A 25921-nucleotide genomic window follows, 5' to 3' on the forward strand; every position below is an offset into this window, starting at 1 on the left:
ATTTCAGCCTCGCCGTCGGACGAGAGGCAGCGGGGTCCGGTGTCCCTGGGCCCGAAACCCCTGAGGGGGCGGAGCCCAATCGCTCCGCCCCCTCAGGGCTGTGACGTTTCTGCTGCGTGTGGCCGGATCAGACGTCGTCGTGCGCCACCGCGCGACGCGCGTCCGCGTCGAGCACGCCCCAGCTGATCAGCTGCTCGGTCAGGACCGAGGGCGACTGGTCGTAGATGACGGCGAGGGTGCGCAGGTCGTCCTGGCGGATCGACAGCACCTTGCCGTTGTAGTCACCGCGCTGCGACTGGATCGTGGCGGCGTAACGCTGCAGCGGGCCCGCCTTCTCCGGCGGCACGTGGGCCAGACGCTCCAGGTCGAGGCGCAGCTTCGGCGGCGGCTCGGCGGCGCCACCCGGGGTGGTGCCCGGCAGCAGTTCCTGCACCGGCACGCCGTAGAAGTCCGCCAGTTCGGCGAGGCGCTGCACGGTCACGGCACGGTCGCCGCGCTCGTACGACCCCACCACGACCGCCTTCCAGCGTCCCTGGGACTTCTCCTCGACACCGTGGAGGGAAAGGCCCTGCTGGGTACGGATCGCGCGGAGCTTCGCCCCGAGCTGTTTGGCGTATTCGCTGGACATATAGCTCCCCGGACACTGCATCACTAAGCGGCTGCGCCGCGTGGCTGTAACTCACTGTGAGGTTACGCAGCGTTACTTGGCCGCGTCAAGCCGAATGGTCCGTACCGACCTTCTCGTGAATTCGGCCGTCCCGCACCTCCAGGCGGGTGATCAGTGATGTTGCGGGGGCTGGTAGTGTTGACACCGCAAAATCCGACGTCCTTTAAGGTCCGTCCCGTGAGGCGGAGAAGGGGGTCCGTTTCGTATGGACACGCAGCAGTCCGATGCTCGGCCGGTACTCGAAGGCCCTGACATCGCGCGGGTACTGACCCGTATCGCCCACGAGATCGTCGAGCGCGCCAAGGGCGCCGAGGACGTGGTCCTCCTGGGCATTCCCACGCGAGGCGTCTTCCTCGCCCGCCGGCTGGCCGAGAAGCTCGAAGAGATCACCGGCCGCGCCATCCCCGTCGGCTCGCTCGACATCACGATGTACCGCGACGACCTGCGCATGCACCCGCCGCGCGCGCTCGCCCGCACCGAGATCCCCGGTGACGGCATCGACGGCCGCCTCGTCGTCCTCGTCGACGACGTGCTCTTCTCCGGCCGCACCATCCGCGCCGCCCTCGACGCGCTGAACGACATCGGGCGCCCGCGTGCCGTGCAGCTCGCCGTCCTCGTCGACCGCGGCCACCGCGAACTCCCCATCCGTGCCGACTACGTCGGCAAGAACCTCCCCACGTCGCTGCGGGAGACGGTCAAGGTCCAGCTCGCCGAGGAGGACGGCCGCGACGCCGTGCTGCTCGGTGCCAAGCCGGACGCCCAGGCGGCCGAGCAGTAGCACTCCTTCTTGTCGTGCGCGCGTACGCGTACGGCCCCAAAGGTGTGCCCTCGCGCGCCCGTATGTCCTGAATCTCCTGAACTGCCTTACGGAGCACCCCAGATGATGCGACACCTCATCTCGGCCGCCGACCTCTCCCGCGACGACGCCGTGCTCATCCTCGACACCGCCGAGGAGATGGCCCGCGTCGCCGACCGGCCCATCAAGAAGCTGCCCGCGCTGCGCGGCCGGACCATCTGCAACCTCTTCTTCGAGGACTCGACGCGGACGCGGATCTCGTTCGAGGCCGCCGAGAAGCGTCTGTCCGCCGACGTCATCAACTTCGCCGCCAAGGGGTCGAGCGTCTCCAAGGGCGAGTCCCTCAAGGACACCGCGCAGACCCTCGAGGCCATGGGCGTCGACGCCGTCGTCATCCGGCACGGCGCGTCCGGCGCCCCGTACCGGCTCGCCACCTCCGGCTGGATCGACGCGCCCGTCATCAACGCCGGTGACGGCACCCACCAGCACCCCACGCAGGCGCTGCTCGACGCCTTCACGATGCGCCGCCGCCTCGTAGGACCGGACGCCGGCATCGGCAAGGGCCTGGACGGCAAGCGCGTCACGATCGTCGGCGACGTGCTGCACAGCCGCGTCGCCCGCTCGAACGTCGACCTGCTGCACACGCTCGGCGCCGAGGTCACCGTCGTAGCGCCGCCCACCCTGGTGCCCGTCGGCGTCGACAGCTGGCCCTGCGAGGTCAGTTACGACCTGGACTCGACGCTCACGAAGTCCGACGCCGTGATGATGCTGCGGGTCCAGCGCGAGCGGATGAACGCCGCGTTCTTCCCGACCGAGCGCGAGTACTCGCGCCGCTACGGACTCGACGGCGACCGCATGGCGCGGATGCCGGAGCACTCCATCGTGATGCACCCCGGCCCGATGGTCCGCGGCATGGAGATCACCGCCGAGGTCGCCGACTCCGACCGCTGCACGGTCATCGAGCAGGTCGCCAACGGCGTGCACACGCGGATGGCCGTCCTGTACCTGCTTCTCGGCGGCAACGAGCCCGCCGTCAGCCACACCCGCCCCACCGGTTCCGAGGAGACGAAGTAACGATGAGCAAGACCCTGATCCGTGGTGCGAAGGTGCTCGGCGGCGAGCCGCAGGACGTCCTGATCGACGGCGGCGTCATCGCCGAGGTCGGTACCGGCCTGAGCGCCGACGGCGTCGAGACCGTCGTCGAGGCCGAGGGCAAGGTCCTCCTGCCGGGCCTCGTCGACCTGCACACCCACCTGCGCGAGCCCGGCCGCGAGGACTCCGAGACGGTCCTCACCGGTACCCGCGCCGCCGCCTCCGGTGGCTACACGAACGTGTTCGCCATGGCCAACACGTTCCCCGTCGCCGACACCGCCGGCGTCGTCGAGCAGGTCTACCGGCTCGGCCAGGAGCACGGCTACTGCGACGTGCAGCCCATCGGCGCCGTCACCGTCGGCCTGGAGGGCGTCAAGCTCGCCGAGCTCGGCGCCATGCACGAGTCCGCCGCCGGCGTCACCGTCTTCTCCGACGACGGCAAGTGCGTCCACGACGCCGTGATCATGCGCCGCGCCCTGGAGTACGTGAAGGCCTTCGGCGGCGTCGTCGCGCAGCACGCGCAGGAGCCCCGCCTCACCGAGGGCGCCCAGATGAACGAGGGCACCGTCTCCGCCGAACTCGGCCTCGGTGGCTGGCCCGCCGTCGCCGAGGAGTCGATCATCGCCCGCGATGTGCTGCTCGCCGAGCACGTCGGCTCCCGCGTGCACATCTGCCACCTGTCGACCGCCGGCTCCGTCGAGATCGTCCGCTGGGCCAAGTCCCGCGGCATCGACGTCACCGCCGAGGTCACCCCGCACCACCTGCTCCTGACCGACGAGCTGGTGCGCTCGTACAACCCGGTCTACAAGGTCAACCCGCCGCTTCGTACGGAGAAGGACGTGATGGCCCTGCGCGAGGCGCTGGCCGACGGCACGATCGACATCGTCGCCACCGACCACGCCCCGCACCCGCACGAGGACAAGGACTGCGAGTGGGCCGCCGCCGCCATGGGCATGGTCGGCCTGGAGACCGCGCTCAGCGTGGTGCAGCAGACGATGGTGGAGACGGGCCTGCTGAGCTGGGCCGGGGTTGCCGACCGGATGTCCGTGAAGCCCGCCGAGATCGGCCGGGCCCACGGCCATGGACGTCCCGTCTCGGCAGGTGAGCCCGCGAACCTCGTTCTCGTCGACGCCGACTACCGTGGGGACGTGGACCCCGCGGGCTTCGCCTCCCGCAGCCGCAACACCCCGTACGAGGGCCGTGAGCTGCCGGGGCGCGTCACCCACACCTGGCTGCGGGGCAAGGCCACCCTCGCCGACGGGAAGCTCGCGTGACACCTCTGCAACCACTCGCCGTCCTCGCCGCCGAACAGAAGTCGGCCGAGGTGACCGACTGGCCGAACCGGATCGGCTGGATCGTCGGTCTGCTGCTCTTCATCGCGCTCGTCTACTGGCTGATGCGCCAGGGCTGGAAGTGGCGCGGCACCCTGCAGGGCGACCTGCCGGAGCTGCCCAGCGCGCCTTCCGAGCAGGGCCCGGTGAAACTGGAGCTGAGCGGCCGGTACCACGGCTCCACCAGCGCCGGGCAGTGGCTCGACCGCATCGTGGCGCACGGCCTCGGCACCCGCAGCCGCGTCGAGCTGAGCCTGACCGACGAGGGCCTGAACGTCGTACGCCCCGGGGCGAGCGACTTCTTCGTCCCGGCGGCCGCGCTGCGCGAGGCGCGGCTGGACAAGGGCATCGCGGGCAAGGTCCTCACCGAGGGCGGCATGCTCATCGTCACCTGGGCGCACGGCGACAAGCTGATCGACTCCGGATTCCGCTCCGACCACGCCGCCGAGCAGGCGGAGTGGGTCACCGCAATCAACAACATGATCGACACGAAGATCACGACGGAAGGCACCGCACGATGACCACCTCCACCAGGGGAACCGAAAAGGTTCCCGCCGTGCTCGTCCTGGAGGACGGCCGGGTGTTCCGCGGCCGCGCCTACGGGGCCGTGGGGGAGACCTTCGGCGAGGCCGTGTTCTCCACCGGCATGACCGGCTACCAGGAGACCCTCACCGACCCGTCGTACGACCGCCAGATCGTGGTCGCGACCGCCCCGCAGATCGGGAACACGGGCTGGAACGACGAGGACGACGAGTCGAAGCGCATCTGGGTCTCCGGCTACGTGGTGCGCGACCCCGCGCGCGTACCGTCCAACTGGCGCGCCAAGCGCAGCCTGGACGACGAGCTGGTCGCGCAGGACATCGTCGGCATCTCCGGCATCGACACCCGCGCCCTCACCCGCCACCTGCGCGAGAGCGGCTCCATGCGCTCCGGCATCTTCTCCGGCGAGACCCTCCCGGCCGACGCCGAGCTCGTCGCCCGCGTCCAGGCGCAGCCCGCGATGAAGGGCCTGAGCCTGTACGAGGAGGTCGCCACCAAGGAGGCGTACGTCGTCCCGGCGATCGGCACGAAGAAGTTCACCGTCGCCGCCATCGACCTCGGCATCAAGGGCATGACCCCGCACCGGATGGCCGAGCGCGGCATCGAGGTGCACGTCCTGCCGGCCACCGCCACCCCTGAGGACGTGTACGCCGTAAATCCCGACGGCGTGTTCTTCTCCAACGGCCCGGGCGACCCGGCCACCGCCGAGGGCCCGGTCGCGCTGATGACCGCCGTCCTGGAGCGCAAGACGCCGCTGTTCGGCATCTGCTTCGGCAACCAGATCCTCGGCCGCGCCCTCGGCTTCGGCACCTTCAAGCTGAAGTACGGCCACCGCGGCATCAACCAGCCGGTGCAGGACCGCACCACCGGCAAGGTCGAGGTCACCGCCCACAACCACGGCTTCGCCGTGGACGCGCCGCTCGACAAGGTGAGCGACACCAAGTTCGGCCGCGCCGAGGTCTCCCACGTGTGCCTCAACGACGACGTCGTGGAGGGGCTCCAGCTGCTCGACCAGCCGGGCTTCTCCGTCCAGTACCACCCCGAGGCGGCGGCCGGTCCGCACGACGCCGCGTACCTGTTCGACCGCTTCGTGTCCCTGATGGAGTCCGCCCGTGCCTAAGCGCAACGACCTGAAGTCCGTACTCGTCATCGGTTCGGGCCCGATCGTCATCGGCCAGGCCGCGGAGTTCGACTACTCCGGCACCCAGGCCTGCCGGGTGCTGAAGAAGGAGGGCCTGCGGGTCATCCTGGTCAACTCCAACCCGGCGACGATCATGACCGACCCGGAGATCGCCGACGCCACGTACGTCGAGCCGATCACCCCCGAGTTCGTCGAGAAGATCATCGCCAAGGAGCGCCCCGACGCGCTCCTGCCCACCCTCGGCGGCCAGACCGCGCTCAACACCGCGATCTCGATGCACGACCAGGGCGTCCTCGAGAAGTACGGCGTCGAGCTGATCGGCGCCAACGTCGAGGCGATCAACAAGGGTGAGGACCGCGACCTCTTCAAGGAGGTCGTGGAGGAGGTCAAGCGGAAGATCGGGCACGGCGAGTCCGCCCGCTCGTACATCTGCCACTCCATGGACGACGTCATGAAGGGCGTCGAGGAGCTCGGCGGCTACCCCGTCGTCGTCCGCCCCTCCTTCACCATGGGCGGCGCCGGATCCGGCTTCGCGCACGACGAGGAGGAGCTGCGCCGCATCGCCGGACAGGGCCTCACGCTCTCCCCGACCACCGAGGTGCTCCTGGAGGAGTCCATCCTCGGCTGGAAGGAGTACGAGCTGGAGCTGATGCGCGACAAGAACGACAACGTCGTGGTCGTCTGCTCCATCGAGAACTTCGACCCGATGGGCGTGCACACCGGTGACTCGATCACCGTCGCCCCGTCGATGACCCTCACCGACCGCGAGTACCAGCGCCTGCGCGACATCGGCATCGCGATCATCCGCGAGGTCGGCGTCGACACCGGTGGCTGCAACATCCAGTTCGCGGTGAACCCCGACGACGGCCGCATCATCGTCATCGAGATGAACCCGCGCGTCTCCCGGTCCTCCGCGCTCGCCTCCAAGGCCACCGGCTTCCCGATCGCGAAGATCGCCGCCAAGCTGGCCGTCGGCTACACGCTGGACGAGATCCCGAACGACATCACCGAGAAGACCCCCGCGTCCTTCGAGCCGACGCTCGACTACGTCGTCGTGAAGGCCCCGCGCTTCGCCTTCGAGAAGTTCCCGTCCGCGGACTCCACGCTGACCACGACCATGAAGTCGGTCGGCGAGGCCATGGCCATCGGCCGCAACTTCACCGAGGCGTTCCAGAAGGCGCTGCGCTCGCTGGAGAAGGCCGGTTCGCAGTTCTCCTTCGTCGGCGAGGTCGGCGACAAGACCGCGCTCCTCGAAGCGGCCGTCCGGCCGACCGACGGCCGCATCAACACCGTCATGGACGCGATCCGCGCCGGTGCCACGCCGCAGGAGATCTTCGACTACACGAAGATCGACCCGTGGTTCGTCGACCAGCTCTTCCTCATCAAGGAGGTCGCCGACGAGCTCGCCGCGGCCCCCGAGCTGACGAAGGACCTGATCGCCGAGGCCAAGCGGCACGGCTTCTCCGACCGCCAGATCGCCGAGATCCGCGGCCTGCGCCAGGACGTCGTCCGCGAGGTCAGGCACGCCCTCGGCGTCCGCCCGGTCTACAAGACGGTCGACACCTGCGCCGCCGAGTTCGCCGCCAAGACGCCGTACTTCTACTCCTCGTACGACGAGGAGTCCGAGGTCGCGCCGCGCGAGAAGCCCGCCGTGATCATCCTCGGCTCCGGCCCGAACCGCATCGGCCAGGGCATCGAGTTCGACTACTCCTGCGTCCACGCCTCCTTCGCGCTCAGCGACGCCGGCTACGAGACCGTGATGGTCAACTGCAACCCGGAGACGGTCTCCACGGACTACGACACGTCCGACCGCCTCTACTTCGAGCCGCTGACCCTCGAGGACGTCCTGGAGATCGTCCACGCGGAGTCCCTCGCGGGCCCGATCGCGGGCGTCATCGTGCAGCTCGGCGGCCAGACCCCGCTGGGCCTCGCGCAGGCGCTCAAGGACAACGGCGTCCCGATCGTCGGCACCCCGCCGGAGGCGATCGACGCCGCCGAGGACCGCGGCGCCTTCGGCCGCGTGCTCGCCGAGGCCGGTCTTCCCGCGCCGAAGCACGGCACCGCGACGACGTTCGCGGAGGCGAAGACCATCGCCGACGAGATCGGCTACCCGGTCCTGGTCCGCCCGTCGTACGTGCTCGGCGGCCGCGGCATGGAGATCGTCTACGACGAGGAGCGCCTCTCCGCGTACATCGAGGAGTCGACGGAGATCAGCCCCTCGCGGCCGGTCCTCGTCGACCGCTTCCTCGACGACGCCATCGAGATCGACGTCGACGCGCTCTACGACGGCGAGGAGCTCTACCTCGGCGGCGTCATGGAGCACATCGAGGAGGCCGGTATCCACTCCGGCGACTCGGCGTGCGCCCTGCCCCCGATCACGCTCGGCGGCCACGACATCAAGCGCCTGCGCGCCTCGACCGAGGGCATCGCCAAGGGCGTCGGCGTGCGCGGCCTGATCAACATCCAGTTCGCCATGGCCGGGGACATCCTCTACGTCCTGGAGGCCAACCCGCGCGCCTCCCGCACGGTCCCCTTCACCTCGAAGGCGACCGCGGTGCCGCTCGCGAAGGCCGCCGCCCGCATCTCGCTGGGCGCCACGGTCGCCGAGCTGCGCGCCGAGGGCCTGCTCCCGAAGACCGGCGACGGCGGCACGCTGCCGATGGACGCGCCGATCTCCGTCAAGGAGGCCGTCATGCCGTGGTCGCGCTTCCGCGACATCCACGGCCGCGGCGTCGACACGGTCCTCGGCCCGGAGATGCGCTCCACCGGCGAGGTCATGGGCATCGACTCCGTCTTCGGCACGGCGTACGCCAAGTCGCAGGCGGGCGCCTACGGTCCGCTGCCGACGAAGGGCCGGGCGTTCATCTCCGTCGCCAACCGCGACAAGCGCTCGATGATCTTCCCGGCGCGCGAGCTGGTCGCCCACGGCTTCGAGCTGCTCGCCACCTCCGGCACCGCCGAGGTCCTCAAGCGCAACGGCATCAACGCCACGATCGTGCGCAAGCAGTCCGAGGGCGAGGGCCCGAACGGCGAGAAGACGATCGTCCAGCTGATCCACGACGGCGACGTCGACCTGATCGTCAACACCCCGTACGGCACCGGCGGCCGCCTCGACGGCTACGACATCCGTACGGCGGCGGTCTCCCGCTCCGTGCCGTGCCTGACCACGGTCCAGGCGCTCGCCGCGGCCGTCCAGGGCATCGAGGCGCTGGGCCACGGCGACGTGGGCGTGCGCTCCCTGCAGGAGCACGCGGAGCACCTGACCGCGGCCCGCGACTAAGGATCCAGTAGCAGCCCAAGAGGGGGACACCACACCGGTGTCCCCCTCTTCATGAGGCCACCGCCTCGTGAGGACCTATAGGACTTCAGGCATGTACAAGCTGTTCTTCAACCTCGTCTTCAAGCGCATGGACCCCGAGAAGGCCCACTACCTGGCCTTCCGCTGGATCCGCCTCGCGGCCCGCACACCCGTTCTGCGCACCTTCGTGGCCGCGTACTTCGCGCCGCGCTACAAGGAGCTGCGTACGGAGGCCCTGGGCCTGCGTATGCACGGCCCCTTCGGCCTCGCCGCCGGCTTCGACAAGAACGCCGTCGCGATCGACGGCATGTCGATGCTCGGCTTCGACCACGTCGAGATCGGCACCGTCACCGGGGAGGCCCAGCCCGGCAACCCCAAGAAGCGCCTCTTCCGCCTCGTGCAGGACCGCGCGCTCATCAACCGCATGGGCTTCAACAACGAGGGCTCGCTGGCCGTGGCGGCCCGTCTGGCCTCCCGCAACCCGGTCTTCAAGACCACGGTGGGCGTGAACATCGGCAAGACGAAGGTCGTGCCGGAGGCCGACGCCGCCGCCGACTACGTGAAGTCCACCGAGCGCCTCGCCGCGTTCGCCGACTACCTCGTCGTGAACGTCTCCTCGCCGAACACCCCGGGCCTGCGCAACCTCCAGGCCACGGAGTCGCTGCGACCGCTCCTGAGCGCCGTGCGCGAGGCCGCCGACCGCACGGTCAAGAGCCGCCGCGTCCCGCTCCTCGTGAAGATCGCGCCCGACCTCGCGGACGAGGACGTCGACGCGGTCGCCGACCTCGCCGTGGAGCTCGGCCTCGACGGCATCATCGCCACGAACACGACGATCACCCGCGAGGGCCTCGCCACCAAGGGCGACGTCGTGAACGAGACCGGCGGCCTCTCCGGCGCCCCCCTCAAGGAGCGCTCCCTGGAGGTGCTCAGCCGCCTCTACGCGCGCGTGGGCGACCGGATCACCCTCGTCGGCGTCGGCGGCATCGAGAACGCCGAGGACGCCTGGCGGCGCATCCTGGCCGGTGCCACCCTCGTCCAGGGCTACTCGGCCTTCATCTACGAGGGCCCCTGCTACGCCCGCGCGATCCACAAGGGCCTCGCCGCCCGCCTGCGCGACTCCCCCTACGCCACGCTCGCCGACGCGATCGGCGCCGACACGAAGAAGGTGTCCGCATGACCGACCTCGAGCCCTTCGGCGCCCGCCTGCGCCGCGTCATGGACGAGCGCGGCCCGCTCTGCGTCGGCATCGACCCGCACGCCGCCCTGCTGTCCTCCTGGGGCCTCAGCGACGACATCGCGGGCCTGGAGGCCTTCACGCGCGCGTGCGTCGAGGCCATGGCCGACACCGTCGCCGTGGTCAAGCCGCAGATGGCGTTCTTCGAGCGCTTCGGCTCGCGCGGTGTCGCCGTCCTGGAGCGGGCCGTCGCGGACCTGCGCGAGGCCGGCACCCTCGTCGTCATGGACGCCAAGCGCGGCGACATCGGCTCCACCATGGCCGCGTACGCGGAGGCCTTCCTGCGCAAGGACTCCCCGCTGTTCTCGGACGCCCTGACGGTCTCGCCGTACCTGGGCTACGGGTCCCTGAAGCCGGCCGTCGACCTGGCCCGCGAGTCCGGGGCGGGACTCTTCGTCCTGGCGCTGACCTCGAACCCCGAGGGCGGCGAGGTCCAGCACGCGGTGCGCGCCGACGGCCGCAACGTAGGGGCGACGATGCTCGGGCACCTCGCCGAGGAGAACGCGGGCGAGACGCCCATGGGCTCCTTCGGCGCGGTCGTCGGCGCGACGCTGGGCGATCTGTCCTCGTACGAGCTCGACATCAACGGCCCGCTCCTCGCCCCCGGCATCGGGGCGCAGGGTGCCACCGCCGCCGATCTTCCGTCGGTGTTCGGCGCCGCCGTGCGCCATGTCGTACCGAACGTGAGCCGTGGAGTCCTCAAGGCGGGACCCTCGGTCTCGGCCCTGCGGGACGCCTCCGTACGGTTCGCGGACGAGGTCAGGGAAGCGGTTTCGCGCGAGGTTTAAGGGTGGCACTCCGTGCCGACCTTGGGTTTTGCGTCCGAATCCTGTCCTGTTTAGCGGTCGATTTGTCCAGAATGTACGGCTCGACAGAGGCTGACCAGGACTTTTCGTCTGTTCTCGCTGACTCTGGCGGCCATGCCCGCTAGTCTCCGTCGAGAGTCAACGGTCAACTGCACGCCAGCGGGTTGTTCGTTGCTCCCCAGGTGTGGGGCGACTAGGTTCCTCACCGGTCCGTATCCGACAGTTCGACATCCGAGGTGACGTAGGCGTGGCTCTTCCGCCCCTTACCCCTGAACAGCGCGCAGCCGCGCTCGAAAAGGCCGCCGCGGCTCGCCGGGAGCGGGCCGAGGTCAAGAATCGACTCAAGCACTCCGGCGCCTCCCTCCACGAGGTCATCAAGCAGGGCCAGGAGAACGACGTCATCGGCAAGATGAAGGTCTCCGCCCTCCTGGAGTCCCTGCCGGGCGTGGGCAAGGTCCGCGCCAAGCAGATCATGGAGCGGCTCGGGATCTCCGAATCCCGCCGGGTGCGCGGTCTCGGTTCCAACCAGATCGCCTCCCTGGAGCGCGAGTTCGGCAGCACCGGCGCCTGAGTGACCCCGACCGCCCCGGGCTGATTCCCGGGGCTGGTCCGGGCACTCCGGAACAACTGGAATAATCGCTGCATGAGTGAACGTCCGCGGCTGACCGTGCTCTCCGGCCCCTCGGGGGTCGGCAAGAGCACGGTTGTCGCCCATATGCGCAAGGAACACCCCGAGGTCTGGCTCTCGGTGTCGGCCACGACCCGCAAGCCGCGCCCCGGCGAGCAGCACGGTGTCCAGTACTTCTTCGTCACCGACGAGGAAATGGACAAGCTGATCGCCAACGGTGAGCTCCTCGAGTGGGCCGAGTTCGCGGGGAACCGCTACGGCACCCCGCGCCGAGCCGTGCTCGACCGCCTGGAGGCGGGGGAGCCGGTGCTGCTCGAGATCGACCTCCAGGGTGCTCGCCTGGTCCGGGAATCGATGCCCGAGGCGCAGCTGGTCTTCCTGGCCCCGCCGAGCTGGGAGGAGCTGGTCCGCCGGCTCACCGGGCGCGGTACGGAGGCGCCGGAGGTCATCGAGCGCCGTCTCGGGGCCGCCAAGGTGGAGCTCGCCGCCGAGTCGGAGTTCGACACCACGCTTGTCAACACCTCCGTCGAGGGCGTGGCCGCCGAGCTGCTAGCCTTGATGAAAGTTCTTTGATCTTTAGCAGTCTTTACCCCATCGGAAGGCAGAGAGTGTCCTCTACCATCACCGCGCCCGAGGGCATCATCAACCCGCCGATTGATGAGCTCCTCGAGGCCACCGACTCGAAGTACAGCCTGGTCATCTACGCCGCCAAGCGCGCGCGCCAGATCAACGCGTACTACTCGCAGCTCGGTGAGGGCCTGCTCGAGTACGTCGGCCCGCTGGTGGACACGCACGTCCACGAGAAGCCCCTCTCGATCGCCCTTCGTGAGATCAACGCGGGTCTGCTGACCTCCGAGGCCATCGAGGGCCCGGTTCAGTAAGGCTCGTAGTCTCGGTACTTCAGGCCCGGCAGCGCCGCTGTCGGGCCTGTGGTGTGTCATGGAGTCGTACGTTTCCTCGTACGCAGCGAAGTCAGGGGAGAGCCGGTGTCGTCGAAGCCGAAGGTCGTTCTGGGGGTCAGCGGCGGAATCGCCGCCTACAAGGCGTGTGAACTGCTGCGACGGCTGACGGAGGCCGGCCACGACGTGCGCGTCGTGCCGACCGACTCGGCCCTGCACTTCGTCGGCGCCGCGACCTGGTCGGCGCTCTCCGGCAACCCGGTCTCCACCGAGGTGTGGGACTCGGTCCACGAGGTGCCGCACGTGCGCATCGGCCAGCACGCGGACCTGGTGATCGTCGCGCCCGCCACCGCCGACATGCTCGCCAAGGCGGCCCACGGCCTCGCCGACGACCTCCTCACCAACACGCTCCTCACCGCCCGATGTCCGGTCGTCTTCGCCCCCGCGATGCACACCGAGATGTGGGAGCACCCGGCCACCCAGGAGAACGTCGCCACGCTGCGCCGCCGCGGCGCCCTCGTCATCGAGCCGGCGGTCGGCCGCCTCACCGGCGTCGACACCGGCAAGGGCCGCTTCCCGGACCCGATCGAGATCTTCGAGTACGCGCGCCGGGTCCTTGCCCGCGGCGACGCCCCGCAGGACCTCGCCGGGCGCCACGTCGTCGTCAGTGCCGGCGGCACCCGCGAGCCCCTCGACCCGGTCCGCTTCCTCGGCAACCGCTCCTCCGGAAAGCAGGGCTACGCGCTCGCCCGCACGGCGGCGGCCCGCGGCGCCCGCGTCACGCTGCTCTCCGCGAACGCGGACCTGCCGGACCCGGCGGGCGTCGACGTCGTCCGCGTAGGGACGGCCGTGCAGCTGCGCGAGGCGGCCCTCAAGGCGGCCGCCGACGCCGACGCGGTCGTCATGGCCGCCGCCGTCGCCGATTTCCGCCCCGAGGCGTACGCCACCGGGAAGATCAAGAAGAAGGACGGCGAGGAGCCCGCGCCGATCGCCCTCGTCCGCAACCCGGACATCCTCGCCGAGCTGTCCGCGGACCGTGCCCGCCCGGGACAGGTCGTCGTCGGCTTCGCCGCGGAGACCGACGACGTCCTCGCCAACGGCCGCGCCAAGCTCACCCGCAAGGGCTGCGACCTGCTCGTCGTCAACGAGGTGGGGGAGCGCAAGACCTTCGGCTCCGAGGAGAACGAGGCCGTGATCCTGGGCTCCGACGGGCACGAGACACCGGTCCCGTACGGCCCGAAGGAAGCACTCGCCGACCGCATCTGGGACGAGACGGCGCGGCGGCTCGCGCCTCCGGCGGCGGGCTGAACCTTGGCCGAACACGCGCGGAACCTCACCGGTACGTGAAATTCACATCTGACGCGTTTGGCGCAGGGAAACCCGGAAAACACGCCATTTTCGGGCGAGCAGTACCCTTCCGAAGAGCGATCGTCGTATCGCAGAATGCGGTGTCGCAGGTCACAGCACTCCCATTGGGCGAGACACGTGGACCGGCGGGCGAGTACGACCGATAAACTGTTCCAGGACGGTGCCGGGCGCAGCCCCCCGCACCAACCGTCAAATGATCAGCCAGCAGCCGCTGCAACCACAGGGAGCGTTGTGTCCCGTCGCCTGTTCACCTCGGAGTCCGTGACCGAGGGTCACCCCGACAAGATCGCTGACCAGATCAGCGACACCATTCTTGACGCGCTGCTGCGCGAGGACCCCTCGTCCCGCGTCGCCGTCGAGACGCTGATCACCACCGGCCTCGTGCACGTCGCTGGCGAGGTGACCACGAAGGCGTACGCGCCGATCGCGCAGCTCGTGCGCGACAAGATCCTCGAGATCGGCTACGACTCGTCGAAGAAGGGCTTCGACGGCGCGTCCTGCGGCGTCTCGGTCTCCATCGGCTCGCAGTCGCCCGACATCGCGCAGGGCGTCGACACGGCGTACGAGAAGCGCGTCGAGGGCGACGAGGACGAGCTCGACAAGCAGGGCGCGGGCGACCAGGGCCTGATGTTCGGCTACGCGTGCGACGAGACGCCGGAGCTCATGCCGCTCCCGATCCACCTCGCGCACCGCCTCTCGCGCCGCCTGTCCGAGGTGCGCAAGAACGGGACGATCCCCTACCTGCGTCCCGACGGCAAGACCCAGGTCACCATCGAGTACGACGGCGACAAGGCGGTCCGTCTGGACACCGTCGTGGTCTCCTCGCAGCACGCGAGCGACATCGACCTGGACTCCCTGCTCGCCCCCGACATCCGCGAGTTCGTGGTGGAGCCGGAGCTGAAGGCGCTGCTCGACGACGGCATCAAGCTGGAGACCGAGAGCTACCGCCTGCTGGTCAACCCGACCGGCCGCTTCGAGATCGGCGGCCCGATGGGCGACGCCGGTCTGACCGGCCGCAAGATCATCATCGACACGTACGGCGGCTATGCCCGCCACGGCGGCGGTGCCTTCTCCGGCAAGGACCCGTCCAAGGTCGACCGCTCGGCCGCGTACGCGATGCGCTGGGTCGCCAAGAACGTCGTGGCCGCGGGTCTCGCCGCGCGCTGCGAGGTCCAGGTCGCGTACGCGATCGGCAAGGCCGAGCCGGTCGGTCTCTTCGTGGAGACCTTCGGTACGGCCACGGTCGACACGGACAAGATCGAGGCCGCGATCTCCGAGGTCTTCGACCTCCGCCCGGCCGCGATCATCCGCGACCTCGACCTGCTGCGCCCGATCTACTCCCAGACGGCCGCCTACGGCCACTTCGGGCGCGCGCTGCCCGACTTCACGTGGGAGAAGACGGACCGCGTGGACGCGCTGCGCAAGGCCGCGGGCCTGTAGGCCTTGAGCCTTTGATCGGTCCGAAGGGCCCGGTTCTCCCTCGGGAGGGCCGGGCCCTTCGGCGTTTCCCGGCCTTCGCCGACCGGGCCCGGTGTCAGTGCGCTCTGGTAGGAATGCACGTGTGAGCAGCGAGAACGACAGGGGCGACGAGGGCGGGGAGCCGGAGCAGCTTGCGTTGATCCGGGAGAGCGTGCGGGCTGCGAAGGTGCCGAAGGCCAAGCCGCGGACGTGGCGGGGGGCGGCACTGGCGGACGAGCTGCCGGTGGCGCGGGTGCTCGTCGACAAGGGGGTGCTGCATCTCGACCGGTACTTCGAGTACGCGGTGCCGAAGGAGCTGGACGCCGCCGCGCAGCCGGGCGTGCGGGTGCGGGTGCGGTTCGGCGCGGGGAACCGGAACGTGCGGGACGGTCGGCGCGAAGGCGGCGGTCTCATCGACGGGTTTCTGGTCGAGCGGGTGGCCGAGGCCGAGTATCAGGGGCCGTTGGCCGCGCTTGCGCAGGTCGTGTCGCCCGAACCGGTGCTCGACGCGGAGCTGCTCGGGCTGACCAGGGCCGTCGCCGATCGGTACGCGGGGAGCCTCGCCGATGTGCTGCAGCTGGCGATTCCGCCGCGTCATGCCAAGGCCGAGGCCCGGGAGTTCGCCGCTCCGCCCGCGCCGCCGGGGGCTCCCGAGGCCGGTTCCTGGGAGCGGTACGAGCGGGGGGTCGATTTCGTGGCCTCGCTGGCGGCGGGCGGCGCGCCCCGCGCGGTGTGGACGGCGCTGCCCGGGCCCGAGTGGGCCGACGAGATCGCGCGGGCCGTGCGGGCGACGTTGGCTTCGGGGCGGGGGGCCCTGGTCGTGGTGCCGACCGTGCGGCTGGCGGCGCGCGTCGATGCGGCGCTGCGGGAGGAGTTGGGGGAGGGACAGCATGCGCTGCTGACGGCCGATGCCGGTCAGCAGCGGCGGTACTCCGAGTGGCTGGCTGTGCGGCGGGGTGCCGTGCGGGCCGTCGTCGGGACGCGGGCGGCCATGTTTGCGCCCGTGCGCGATCTCGGGCTCGTGGTGGTCTGGGAGGACGGGGACCAGCACCACAGCGACGACCACGCCCCTTTCCCGCATGTACGGGAGGTCCTGGAGCTGCGGGCGACGCGGGACAAGTGCGCGTTCCTGCTGGGGAGTTGGAGCTGCACGGTGGAGGCGGCGCAGCTCGTGCGCAGCGGCTGGGCCGCCGCCGTGAGCGCACCGCGCGACGTCGTACGGCGGGTCGCTCCGCTCGTACGCACCGTGGGGGACCGCGACGTGGCGCGCGACGAGGCGGCGCGGGCCGCCCGGCTGCCGAGCCTCGCGTGGGAGGTCGCGCGGAACGCGCTGCGGGAGGGCCCGGTGCTGGTGCAGGTGCCGCGGCGCGGGTACGTGCCGCGGCTCGCGTGTCAGCGGTGCCGGGAGCCCGCCCGGTGCCGGCAGTGCGCGGGGCCGTTGGAGGCGCGGGAGGCGACCGGGGTGCTCGCGTGCGGCTGGTGCGGGCGCGAGGAGGGGCGCTGGCAGTGCGCCGAGTGCGGGGGGACGAGGTTGCGGGCGCAGGTCGTCGGGGCGCGGCGCACCGCCGAGGAGTTGGGGCGGGCGTTCTCCACCGTGCCGGTGCGGACGTCGGGGCGCGAGCAGGTGCTCGACACGGTGCCGGGGACGCCCGCGCTGGTCGTGAGCACGCCGGGGGCCGAGCCGGTCGCCGAGGGCGGGTACGCGGCGGCGCTGCTGCTCGACGGGTGGGCGATGCTCGGGCGGGCCGATCTGCGGGCGGGGGAGGAGGCGCTGCGGCGGTGGATCGCGGCGTCCGCGCTGGTGCGGCCGCAGGAGGTGGGGGGTGCGGTGGTCGTGGTCGCCGAGCCCACGTTGCGGCCCGTGCAGGCGCTGGTGCGGTGGGATCCGGTGGGGCACGCGGTGCGGGAGCTCGCGGACCGGGCGGAGCTCGGGTTTCCGCCGGTGTCGCGGATGGCGGCGGTCACCGGGCCGGCGGAGGCGGTCGCCGGGTTCATGGGGGCGGTGGAACTTCCGGGGGACGCGGAGGTGTTGGGGCCCGTGCCGGTGCCTTCGGCGATACCGGGTGGGGCGCGGCGGGGCGGGGGGCCTTCCCCAAGCTCTTCGAGCAGGGGATACCCCATGGTCGGGGAGGAGTGGGAGCGGGTGCTTGTGCGGGTGCCGCCGGGGAGCGGGGCCGTGCTCGCCCGCGCCCTGAAGCAGGCGCAGGCGGCGCGGATGGCCCGGGGGGCCGGGGAGCCGGTACGGGTGCGGGTGGATCCGCTGGACATCGGCTGAGCGTCTGCGCGGCAGATTGCCCAAGGCGGGGCGGCTCTTGTCGTCGTGGGGGGGGGCGGGGTGCCCAGGGCGGGGGCGGCCGAAGGCCACCAGGAACGAGGGTTGCGCGCAGCTCGACCGGCGTCGCGGCCGAACGCGGTGCCCATCGCCTCATGTCGGACACCCTGTGCCACACACGTCTGCCTCCCCGGGCGCCAGGTGCGCACGGGGAGGCAGACGTGTGTGGAGCGGCGGCTCAGCCGTGGCGCGGGCCGGGGAAGGCGCTGGGCCGCGAGTCGTCGCGCAGGCCGGTGGTGACGGCCGTCGGCTGCGTGGGCAGCGCGCGGGCGGCGGGTACCAACGGGCCCGCTCCCATCGGCACGGTGGGCCGCGGGGCCCCCGCCGAGGACGGCACGGCGGGCGCCGGTGACGCCGGGGCCTCGGCCCCGCGCTCGGCCTCGGCCGCTGCCTGGGTGACCGCCCTGCGGGCCCCGTACCGGCGGTGGACCGCCTGCTTGGTGACGCCGAGCGCGGAGCCCACCGCGTCCCACGAGAACCCCAGCGAACGGTCGAAGTCCACGGCTGCGGTGACCAACGTCTCGACGCTGTCGCGCAGTTCCTGGGCGAGACGGACGGTGGGGGCGGGCGCCCTCCCGTAGACGACGAACCCCGCGGAGGGGCCTGAGCGGCGCGGGCGGTAGACGTTGCCCAGCTGTGCGGTGAGGGTGCGCAGTGCGTCCACCTGACGGCGGACCCGCTCGATGTCCCGCACAAGAAGATGCAGGCTGGCCCGTGCCTGGGCGTCGTGGGTTGCGTGGTCGGCCATGAACAAGCCTCTCGAACCGGCGATGAAAAAGGATCGGGCCACGCTCGCGTCAAGCGACACCGAAGAAGACGAGTGAGCGATGACGGATGACTGATTGCGGCCCATTGACTGGTCAACTCTTTCTTGACCAACGCGCCATCCGGTGTGGGGTCACGCTGTTCGGGCGTATCCGCATATGCGAGGGGCGCACGTCACGACGTGCGCCCCGTACGCGCCCGCCGGACGGCGCCCATAGACTGGTGCGCTGCCCGTGCCCCTGCCCCGAGAGGCTGTACGCCACCGATGAAGCTCGTCTTCGCAGGCACCCCCGAGGTCGCCGTTCCCGCCCTGGACGCCCTGATCGCCTCCGACCGGCACGAGGTCGCCGCGGTCGTCACCCGGCCCGACGCGCCGGCGGGGCGCGGCCGTCGACTGGTCGCGAGCCCGGTCGCCCAGCGGGCCGAGGAGGCCGGTATCGAGGTGCTCAAGCCGGCCAAGCCGCGCGACGAGGAGTTCCTGGCGAGGCTGCGCGAGATCGCCCCCGACTGCTGCCCGGTCGTCGCGTACGGGGCGCTGCTCCCGAAGGTCGCGCTCGACGTGCCCGCCCACGGCTGGGTCAATCTGCACTTCTCGCTGCTGCCCGCGTGGCGGGGCGCCGCGCCCGTGCAGCACGCGGTGATGGCGGGCGACGAGATCACCGGCGCGTCCACGTTCCTCATCGAGGAGGGGCTCGACTCCGGGCCCGTGTACGGGACGGTGACCGAGGCGGTCCGTGCCACCGACACCAGCGGCGACCTGCTCACCCGGCTCGCGTTCGCGGGCGCCGGACTGCTCTCCGCGACGATGGACGGAATCGAGGACGGTGCGGTGCAGGCAGTGCCGCAGCCCGCCGACGGCGTCACGCTCGCGCCGAAGATCACCGTGGACGACGCCCGGATCGACTGGAACGCGCCGGCCCTCCGGGTCGACCGGGTCGTCCGCGGCTGCACGCCCGCGCCGGGGGCCTGGACCGAGTTCCGCGGCGAGCGGCTCAAGGTGCGCACGGCCGTCCTCGCGCCCGACCGCACCGATCTGGCGCCCGGCGAGATCAGCGCGGGCAAGAAGAACCTCTACGTGGGCACCGGTTCGCACGCCGTCGAGCTGCTCTGGGTGCAGGCGCAGGGCAAGAAGCCGATGGCCGCGGCGGACTGGGCGCGGGGCACCCGGATCGCCGAGGGGGAGTCCCTGGGCTGACGAGCCCGCACGCCTTGGGCTGACGGGCCCACGAGGTCCGCTGTCGGCGCCGGGACGTACCCTGGGAGGGTTCATCCCGGCGTACGACCCGTGCGTAGCGCCCGTACGATCCCAGCAGCGGAGCACCTTTGAGCGACCAGCCCGGCCGGCCCCCTCGTAAGCCCGGCAAGCCCCACCGTCGTCCCAAGAAGGACCCCGTGCGCATCCTCGCCTTCGAGGCGTTGCGCGCGGTGGACGAGCGGGACGCGTACGCGAACCTCGTGCTGCCGCCGCTGCTGCGCAAGGCCCGCGAGAAGGGCGACTTCGACGGTCGGGACGCCGCGCTGGCGACCGAGCTCGTGTACGGGACGCTGCGCAGGCAGGGGACGTACGACGCGATCGTGGCGGCGTGCATCGACCGGCCGCTGCGGGAGGTCGACCCGCCGGTTCTGGATGTGCTCAACCTCGGCGTCCATCAGCTGCTCGGCACGCGCATCCCGACCCACGCCGCCGTGTCCGCGTCGGTCGAGCTGGCGCGCGTCGTGCTCGGTGACGGGCGCGCCAAGTTCGTCAACGCGGTGCTGCGGAAGGTCTCGCAAGCCGATCTCGACGCGTGGGTCGAGCGGGTCGCGCCGCCGTACGACGAGGATCCCGACGACCATCTGGCTGTGGTGCATTCGCATCCGCGATGGGTTGTTTCCGCCCTGTGGGACTCGCTGGGTGGCGGGCGTGCCGGGATCGAGGATCTCCTGGAGGCCGACAACGAGCGGCCCGAGGTGACGCTCGTGGCGCGGCCCGGGCGGGCCACCGCCGAGGCCGTACTCGCCGAGGTGGGCGAGGAGTCGGGGCTTCCCGGGCGCTGGTCCCCGTACGCCGTGCGGCTCGCCGAGGGCGGTGAGCCGGGCTCGTTCGACATCGTGCGGTCGGGGCGGGCCGGAGTGCAGGACGAGGGAAGCCAGCTGGTCGCCATCGCACTCGCGAACGCTCCGATCGAGGGGCGGGACGAGAAGTGGCTCGACGGGTGTGCCGGTCCCGGCGGCAAGGCGGCCATGCTGGCCGGGCTCGCGAGCGAGCGGGGCGCGACGCTGCTCGCCTCCGAGAAGCAGCCGCACCGGGCCGGGCTCGTCGCGAAGGCGCTGGCCGGGAACCCGGGCCCGTACCAGGTGATCGCCGCAGACGGGACGCGGCCGCCGTGGGGCCCTGAGACGTTCGACCGGATCCTGATGGACGTTCCCTGTACGGGGCTCGGCGCGCTGCGGCGGCGTCCGGAGGCGCGGTGGCGGCGGCGTCCCGAGGACCTGGAGGGGTTCGGTCCCCTCCAGCGGGGCCTGCTGCGGAAGGCGTTGGAGTCCGTGCGGGTGGGTGGTGTCGTGGGGTACGCGACGTGCTCGCCGCATCTCGCGGAGACGCGGGCGGTCGTGAGCGATGTGCTGAAGCAGGTCGCGGGGGCCGAACTCATCGATGCGCGGCCGTTGTTGGAGGGGGTGCCGGCGTTGGGGGAGGGGCCGGATGTGCAGTTGTGGCCGCATCTGCATGGGACCGATGCGATGTATTTGGCGTTGATTCGGCGTACCGCGTAGGTCTTGTTGCGGTGGGACGGGGGTGCGGTCGCGGGGCTCTGCCCCGGACCCCGCGCCTCAATCGCCGGCGGGGCTTGAATGGCCGGACCGGCTCGGCCACCAGACCTTTCCTCCCGCGTCCAGGAAGAGGGACGTCACCAGGATCGAACGGACCACGAACGTGTCCAGGAGGACGCCCACCGCCACCGCGAAGCCGATCTCCGCGAAGGCGACCATGGGGAGCGTGCCGAGGGCCGCGAAGGTGCCCGCGAGGACCAGGCCCGCCGACGTGATCACCGCGCCGGTCGCGGCCAGGCCCGTGACGACGCCGGGGCGCGTGCCCTGGCGTGCGGCCTCCTCACGGATGCGGGTCGTGAGGAAGATGTTGTAGTCGATACCGAGTGCCACCAGGAACACGAAGACGAAGAGTGGGAAGTCCGTGCTCTCGCCCGCGTAGTCGAAGAGGTGCCGGAAGGCCAGCGCGCTGATGCCGAGGGCCGCCGCGAACGACAGGACGACCGTCCCGATCAGCAACAGGGGTGCCACCAGGGCCCGTAGGAGCAGGCCGAGGATCAGCAGGACGACCACCAGGACCAGCGGGATCACCAGCTTGTTGTCGTGCGTGGTCGCCCGGTCCATGTCGAGCAGCGCCGCCGTTCCGCCGCCCACCTTCGCCTCCGCGCCGTCCACGTCGTGCACCGCGGCCCGCACCCGGTCCACCGTGTCCTTGGCGGCCTGGCTGTCGGAAGGCGCGGTCGTCGTCGCCTCGAAGAGGATCCGGCCGTCCGCCGCAGGCCTGGTGTTCGGCGGTACGCCGATGCTGCCGCGCACGACGCCCTCCGTCGTGGCGACCGCGCGCCGCACCTCCCCGCCTCGCGCCTGGTTCGCGACGATCACCAGCGGGTCGCCGGTGCCCGCGGGGAAGTACTCCGCCGAGATCTCCTGTCCCACGATCGAGTCGGGTTTGTCGGTGAACGAGTCGGCGTTGCTGATGCCCGCCGCCTTCAGCTGGATCAGGCCGAGGGAGAGCAGCGCGAGCGCCGCCGCCGTCGCCATCCACACCACGCGCGGGCGGCGCGCGATCCTTCGCCCGGCGCGCGCCCATACGCCCCGCTCGGTGGGCTCCGGCGAGCCGACATGCGGGATCACCGGCCAGAACAGCCAGCGCCCGAAGATCACCAGCAGGGCCGGGAACAGCGTCAGCATCGCGAGCAGGGCGACGGCCACGCCGATCGCGGCGACCGGGCCGAGGCCGCGCGTCGAGTTCATGTCGGCCGTCAGCAGGACCAGCATGCTCAGGACGACCGTCGCGCCCGACGCCAGCACCGCGGGGCCCGCCCGGTGCAGGGCGAGGGCCATCGCCTCGTGCCGGTCCTCGTGCCTGCGCAGCTCCTCGCGGTAGCGGGCGACGAGCAGCAGCGCGTAGTCCGTCCCCGCGCCGAACACGAGGACGGTGAGGATGCCCGCGCTCTGCCCGTTCACGGTGAGCCCCGCGTGCTGGGCGAGGAGATAGATCAGCGCCTGCGCCGTGAACAGGGCCGCCACCACGCTCAGCACCGGCACGAGCAGCAGGGACGGGCTGCGGTACGTGAACAGCAGGATCACGATCACGATGCCGAGGGCGGAGAAGAGGAGGGTCGAGTCGATGCCCTCGAAGGCTTCGGAGAAGTCCGCCGAGGTGCCGCCGGGACCGGTGATGTGGATCTGAAGCCCGTCCGCCGACGTACCGGCCTTGTCGCGGATGGAGTCCACCGCGGGCGCGATCCGTTCCCAGCCCTTCGCGTCCATCGTGATCGGGACGTAGACCTGGGCGGCCGAGGGGCCCGGCCGCTTGTCGAGGAGCGGGCCGCGGGTCTCCGTGCCCCGCACCCCGTGAGCCGTCAGCTGCTTGATCTCGGTGACGTCCTTGGCGATCCGGGCCCGGTCCGCGACGGTGAGCCCGCCCTCGCGCGCGTAGACGACCACGGCGGGGATGGTCTCCGGCCTGAAGTCCTTGGAGAGGTCGAGGACTTGGGTGGACTCCGCGGAGCCGGGGAGCCAGGACTGCGCGTCGTTGTCCTGGGCGTCGGTGAGCTTCTGGGCGAGCGGCGCCGTGCCGACGATGACCACCAGCCACAGCAGCAGCACCAGCCACTTGCTGCGCCGACCGCACACCAGCCACGCGACACCGCGGCGTCCGGGCGTCGTGCTCACCGTGCTCTGCTCGTCCGCCATGGCGTCCCCCGCTGCGTCGTGCGCGGTGCTTCCCCCGGGGCCTCGGGCCGGCCCCTCCTGCGAGCCGCCAAGAATGGCACGGGCGGGCACGGCTCGGTATCGGTCTCGGGTATGGGGACGTACCGAGGCGGAGCGGGGGCCCCGGGCATGGCACGCTTGGGTCATGGCCGTGCAGATCAACCCCAGCATCCTGTCCGCGGACTTCGCCCGCCTTGCCGACGAGGCAAAGGCCGCCGAAGGCGCCGATTGGCTCCATGTCGACGTCATGGACAACCACTTCGTCCCGAACCTGACCCTCGGGGTTCCGGTCGTAGAGTCGCTGGCGCGCGCGACGGACACCCCGTTGGACTGCCATCTGATGATCGAGGACCCCGATCGCTGGGCCCCTCAGTACGTCGAAGCGGGTGCCGGGTCCGTCACCTTCCACGCGGAGGCCGCCGCCGCCCCCGTCCGCCTCGCGCGCGAGATCCGCGCCAAGGGCGCCCGCGCCTCGATGGCCCTGAAGCCGGCGACGCCGATCGAGCCGTACGAGGATCTGCTGCCCGAGCTCGACATGCTGCTGATCATGACGGTTGAGCCGGGATTCGGCGGGCAGGCGTTCCTGGACATCATGCTGCCCAAGATCCGCCGCACCCGTGAGCTGATCGGAAAGCACGGTCTGGAGCTCTGGCTGCAGGTCGACGGCGGAGTGTCCGCCGCGACGATCGAGCGGTGCGCGGAGGCGGGCGCCGACGTCTTCGTGGCCGGTTCGGCCGTCTACGGGGCGAAGGATCCGGCGGAGGCGGTACGTGCACTGCGCACCCAGGCGGAGGGCGCCACGGCGTCCGCGGCCTGGGCGTGCGACCACTGAGCCACCGGTACATGAACGGCGCCCATCGGGGCTGATCAACCGCGTCGGATCTGCAAGGATGAACGGCGTATCCAGGTTGTGTGCAGCGGTTGATTCGTGAGTCGATTCATGAGCAGCAGTCGAATTCATGACTTAAGAGAAGTTTCGTGACGTAAGAGAAGTGAGGAGAACGCCGTGTCCGCATCATCGGCGGGACGGGCGGCCCTGCGGATGGGACCCGCGGAGCTGGTGCAGGCGGCGGCCATGGCCCGTCGCTTCTACCTCGAGAACAAGTCCAAGATCCAGATCGCCGAGGAGTTCGGCGTGAGCCGCTTCAAGGTGGCGCGGGTCCTCGAGACGGCCCTCGAGCGGGATCTCGTACGCATCGAGATCCGGGTCCCTGCCGAGCTGGACGCCGAGCGTTCCGACGCGCTGCGGGCCCGCTACGGGCTGCGGCACGCGGTCGTGGTCGAGTCGCCGGCCGAGGTCGACGAGTCGCCCGACCCCGAGAACCTGGGCGAGGTCGCGGCCGATCTGCTGGGCGAGCTGGTCACCGAGGGCGATGTGCTCGGCCTCGCGTGGGGCCGCTCGACCATCCACATGGCGGCCGCCCTCGACCGGCTTCCGCCGTGCACGGTGGTCCAGTTGACGGGCGTGTACGACGCGGGGACCGCGGAGCGCGGCTCCGTGGAGGCGGTACGGCGTGCGGCGCAGGTGTCGGGCGGCGACGCGCACCCGATCTACGCGCCGATGCTGCTGCCGGACGCCGCGACGGCGGCGGCGCTGCGCAATCAGACGGGGATCGCCCGCGCCTTCGAGTACTTCGACAAGGTCACCGTCGCGTGCGTGTCCATCGGCTCCTGGGAGCCGGGGATCTCGACCGTGCACGACATGCTGAGCGACGAGGAGCGCGCACACTATGCGTCCCTTGGTGTCGCCGCTGAGATGTCCGCGCACCTTTTCGATGCGCAGGGGCGTCGGGTCGGGCGGGATCTGGGGGAGCGGTGCATCACCGTCGAGGCGGATCGGCTTCGGCGGATACCGGAGGTCGTGGCGATCGCGGGTGGTCAGCGGAAGGCTGCCGCCATTGATGCGGTGTTGCGGTCGGGGCTTGTGACGTCGCTGGTCACCGATACCGCCGCGGCGGACTTCTTGCTGGCGGCCGGGGCGGCGCCGAAGCCGGCGTTGCAGCGGGCGGATCCGGACGGGGTGTGACGGTCGACCGGGGTTGACGTCGCGGGGCTCTGCCCCGGGCCCCGCGCCTCAATCGCCAGCGGGGCTTGAATTGGCTCGATCGGCGCCGGGCTTGGATGGCTGGACCGGCGCCGGGCTTGAAAATGCTCGGTCGGCGCCGGGGCTTGAAAGGGCTCGATCGTGGAGGACCCAGTGGGTGAGCGGTGGCTTGAGCTTCGTGGGGTGGTCGACAAGGGCGGGTTCATGGACCGGTGTGTCGACGTGCTCGAGCTGCCGGCGTGGTTCGGGCGGAACTGGGATGCCCTCGCCGACGTCCTCGGTGATCCGGGGCAGCTGCCCGGGGTTTCCGAGGGCGAGGAGCTCGTCGTCGTCGTGAGCGGGTGGGCCGGGTTCGAGGCGGCGCAGCCGGAGCAGTGGGCGATCGCCCGTGAGGTGTTCGCACAGGCGTCGGCCGCGCGGATCCGCTTCGAGCTTGGATGATCATCCAGGCCGGACCCCTGACCTTGGGACGTTCGGCCCGAAGACGCGTCCGCGGGCGGCATGGGAAAATGAAGTACGTGCTTTGTGCCCCGGGAGCAGACTTTCGGGGACCCCCT

Annotated in this window: 22 protein-coding genes; 19 read left to right on the top strand and 3 right to left on the bottom strand. The window is 71.1% G+C overall.

Annotation, left to right across the window (positions count from 1 at the left end; translation table 11 throughout):
- Positions 1–127: 127 nt before the first annotated feature.
- Complete coding sequence (gene bldD / locus ACZ7L4_RS34270; RefSeq protein WP_266721805.1) at positions 128–628, bottom strand: transcriptional regulator BldD; 501 nt, start codon at positions 626–628, stop codon at positions 128–130.
- Between the two features lie 244 nt (positions 629–872).
- Between bldD and pyrR the strand changes: the two genes are divergently transcribed.
- The 14 genes from pyrR to ACZ7L4_RS34340 all read left to right on the top strand — a co-directional run bounded on the left by pyrR (position 873) and on the right by ACZ7L4_RS34340 (position 17533).
- The gene (gene pyrR / locus ACZ7L4_RS34275; protein WP_266721807.1) at positions 873–1445 is read left to right on the top strand and encodes a bifunctional pyr operon transcriptional regulator/uracil phosphoribosyltransferase PyrR; all 573 of its coding nucleotides are present in this window, start codon (positions 873–875) and stop codon (positions 1443–1445) included.
- Between the two features lie 102 nt (positions 1446–1547).
- Entirely contained in the window at positions 1548–2537 is a 990-nt protein-coding gene (locus ACZ7L4_RS34280; protein ID WP_472108673.1) for an aspartate carbamoyltransferase catalytic subunit, read from the top strand.
- A 2-nt stretch (positions 2538–2539) separates the two neighbouring features.
- Complete coding sequence (locus ACZ7L4_RS34285; protein ID WP_472108675.1) at positions 2540–3829, top strand: dihydroorotase; 1290 nt, start codon at positions 2540–2542, stop codon at positions 3827–3829.
- Positions 3830–3834: 5 nt separating this feature from the next.
- A complete protein-coding gene (locus tag ACZ7L4_RS34290) occupies positions 3835–4407 on the top strand; it encodes a PH-like domain-containing protein (protein WP_472108829.1) in 573 nt (190 codons plus the stop codon).
- Entirely contained in the window at positions 4404–5546 is a 1143-nt protein-coding gene (gene carA, locus ACZ7L4_RS34295; protein ID WP_472108676.1) for a glutamine-hydrolyzing carbamoyl-phosphate synthase small subunit, read from the top strand. Before ACZ7L4_RS34290 ends, carA begins: the two co-directional genes overlap by 4 nt.
- Positions 5539–8847: a carbamoyl-phosphate synthase large subunit gene (gene carB, locus ACZ7L4_RS34300; RefSeq protein WP_472108677.1), complete on the top strand. Its 3309-nt coding sequence runs from the start codon at positions 5539–5541 to the stop codon at positions 8845–8847. The genes carA and carB overlap by 8 nt, the downstream gene beginning before the upstream one ends.
- A 91-nt stretch (positions 8848–8938) precedes the next feature.
- Complete coding sequence (locus ACZ7L4_RS34305; RefSeq protein WP_472108678.1) at positions 8939–10042, top strand: quinone-dependent dihydroorotate dehydrogenase; 1104 nt, start codon at positions 8939–8941, stop codon at positions 10040–10042.
- Entirely contained in the window at positions 10039–10887 is an 849-nt protein-coding gene (pyrF, locus tag ACZ7L4_RS34310) for an orotidine-5'-phosphate decarboxylase (protein WP_472108680.1), read from the top strand. Before ACZ7L4_RS34305 ends, pyrF begins: the two co-directional genes overlap by 4 nt.
- 265 nt (positions 10888–11152) lie before the next feature.
- The gene (locus ACZ7L4_RS34315) at positions 11153–11476 is read left to right on the top strand and encodes an integration host factor (protein WP_026246651.1); all 324 of its coding nucleotides are present in this window, start codon (positions 11153–11155) and stop codon (positions 11474–11476) included.
- Positions 11477–11548: 72 nt separating this feature from the next.
- A complete protein-coding gene (gmk, locus tag ACZ7L4_RS34320; RefSeq protein WP_385763085.1) occupies positions 11549–12106 on the top strand; it encodes a guanylate kinase in 558 nt (185 codons plus the stop codon).
- A gap of 35 nt (positions 12107–12141) precedes the next feature.
- Positions 12142–12414 carry a DNA-directed RNA polymerase subunit omega gene (gene rpoZ / locus ACZ7L4_RS34325; RefSeq protein ID WP_385763087.1) on the top strand — a complete coding sequence of 91 codons (273 nt, stop codon included), beginning with the start codon at positions 12142–12144 and terminating at the stop codon, positions 12412–12414.
- A gap of 105 nt (positions 12415–12519) precedes the next feature.
- Complete coding sequence (gene coaBC, locus ACZ7L4_RS34330) at positions 12520–13740, top strand: bifunctional phosphopantothenoylcysteine decarboxylase/phosphopantothenate--cysteine ligase CoaBC (RefSeq protein WP_472108682.1); 1221 nt, start codon at positions 12520–12522, stop codon at positions 13738–13740.
- A 291-nt stretch (positions 13741–14031) separates the two neighbouring features.
- Positions 14032–15240 (top strand): methionine adenosyltransferase, encoded by a 1209-nt coding sequence (gene metK / locus ACZ7L4_RS34335; RefSeq protein WP_399235351.1) that lies wholly within the window; start codon positions 14032–14034, stop codon positions 15238–15240.
- Positions 15241–15361: 121 nt separating this feature from the next.
- The gene (locus ACZ7L4_RS34340) at positions 15362–17533 is read left to right on the top strand and encodes a primosomal protein N' (RefSeq protein WP_472108683.1); all 2172 of its coding nucleotides are present in this window, start codon (positions 15362–15364) and stop codon (positions 17531–17533) included.
- A gap of 235 nt (positions 17534–17768) precedes the next feature.
- On the opposite strand, the gene ACZ7L4_RS34345 is transcribed toward ACZ7L4_RS34340, so the two are convergent.
- On the bottom strand, positions 17769–18338 hold the full coding sequence (locus tag ACZ7L4_RS34345; protein WP_472108685.1) for a hypothetical protein: 570 nt from the start codon (positions 18336–18338) through the stop codon (positions 17769–17771).
- Positions 18339–18620: 282 nt separating this feature from the next.
- On the opposite strand from ACZ7L4_RS34345, the gene fmt reads away from it, so the two are divergent.
- Together fmt and ACZ7L4_RS34355 are read left to right on the top strand one after the other, a co-directional pair.
- The gene (fmt, locus tag ACZ7L4_RS34350; RefSeq protein WP_472108687.1) at positions 18621–19550 is read left to right on the top strand and encodes a methionyl-tRNA formyltransferase; all 930 of its coding nucleotides are present in this window, start codon (positions 18621–18623) and stop codon (positions 19548–19550) included.
- Between the two features lie 128 nt (positions 19551–19678).
- On the top strand, positions 19679–21109 hold the full coding sequence (locus ACZ7L4_RS34355) for an RsmB/NOP family class I SAM-dependent RNA methyltransferase (protein WP_472108689.1): 1431 nt from the start codon (positions 19679–19681) through the stop codon (positions 21107–21109).
- Positions 21110–21166: 57 nt separating this feature from the next.
- Here ACZ7L4_RS34355 and ACZ7L4_RS34360 read toward each other — a convergent pair whose 3' ends face one another.
- Complete coding sequence (locus ACZ7L4_RS34360) at positions 21167–23302, bottom strand: MMPL family transporter (RefSeq protein WP_472108690.1); 2136 nt, start codon at positions 23300–23302, stop codon at positions 21167–21169.
- Positions 23303–23465: 163 nt separating this feature from the next.
- Between ACZ7L4_RS34360 and rpe the strand changes: the two genes are divergently transcribed.
- The 3 genes from rpe to ACZ7L4_RS34375 all read left to right on the top strand — a co-directional run bounded on the left by rpe (position 23466) and on the right by ACZ7L4_RS34375 (position 25805).
- Entirely contained in the window at positions 23466–24152 is a 687-nt protein-coding gene (gene rpe / locus ACZ7L4_RS34365) for a ribulose-phosphate 3-epimerase (protein WP_385763103.1), read from the top strand.
- 210 nt (positions 24153–24362) lie between these two features.
- A complete protein-coding gene (locus ACZ7L4_RS34370) occupies positions 24363–25346 on the top strand; it encodes a sugar-binding transcriptional regulator (RefSeq protein ID WP_472108831.1) in 984 nt (327 codons plus the stop codon).
- 159 nt (positions 25347–25505) lie between these two features.
- The gene (locus ACZ7L4_RS34375) at positions 25506–25805 is read left to right on the top strand and encodes a barstar family protein (RefSeq protein ID WP_472108691.1); all 300 of its coding nucleotides are present in this window, start codon (positions 25506–25508) and stop codon (positions 25803–25805) included.
- The last annotated feature ends 116 nt before the right edge of the window (positions 25806–25921 follow it).

Source organism: Streptomyces sp. NPDC107575 (genome assembly GCF_055657265.1).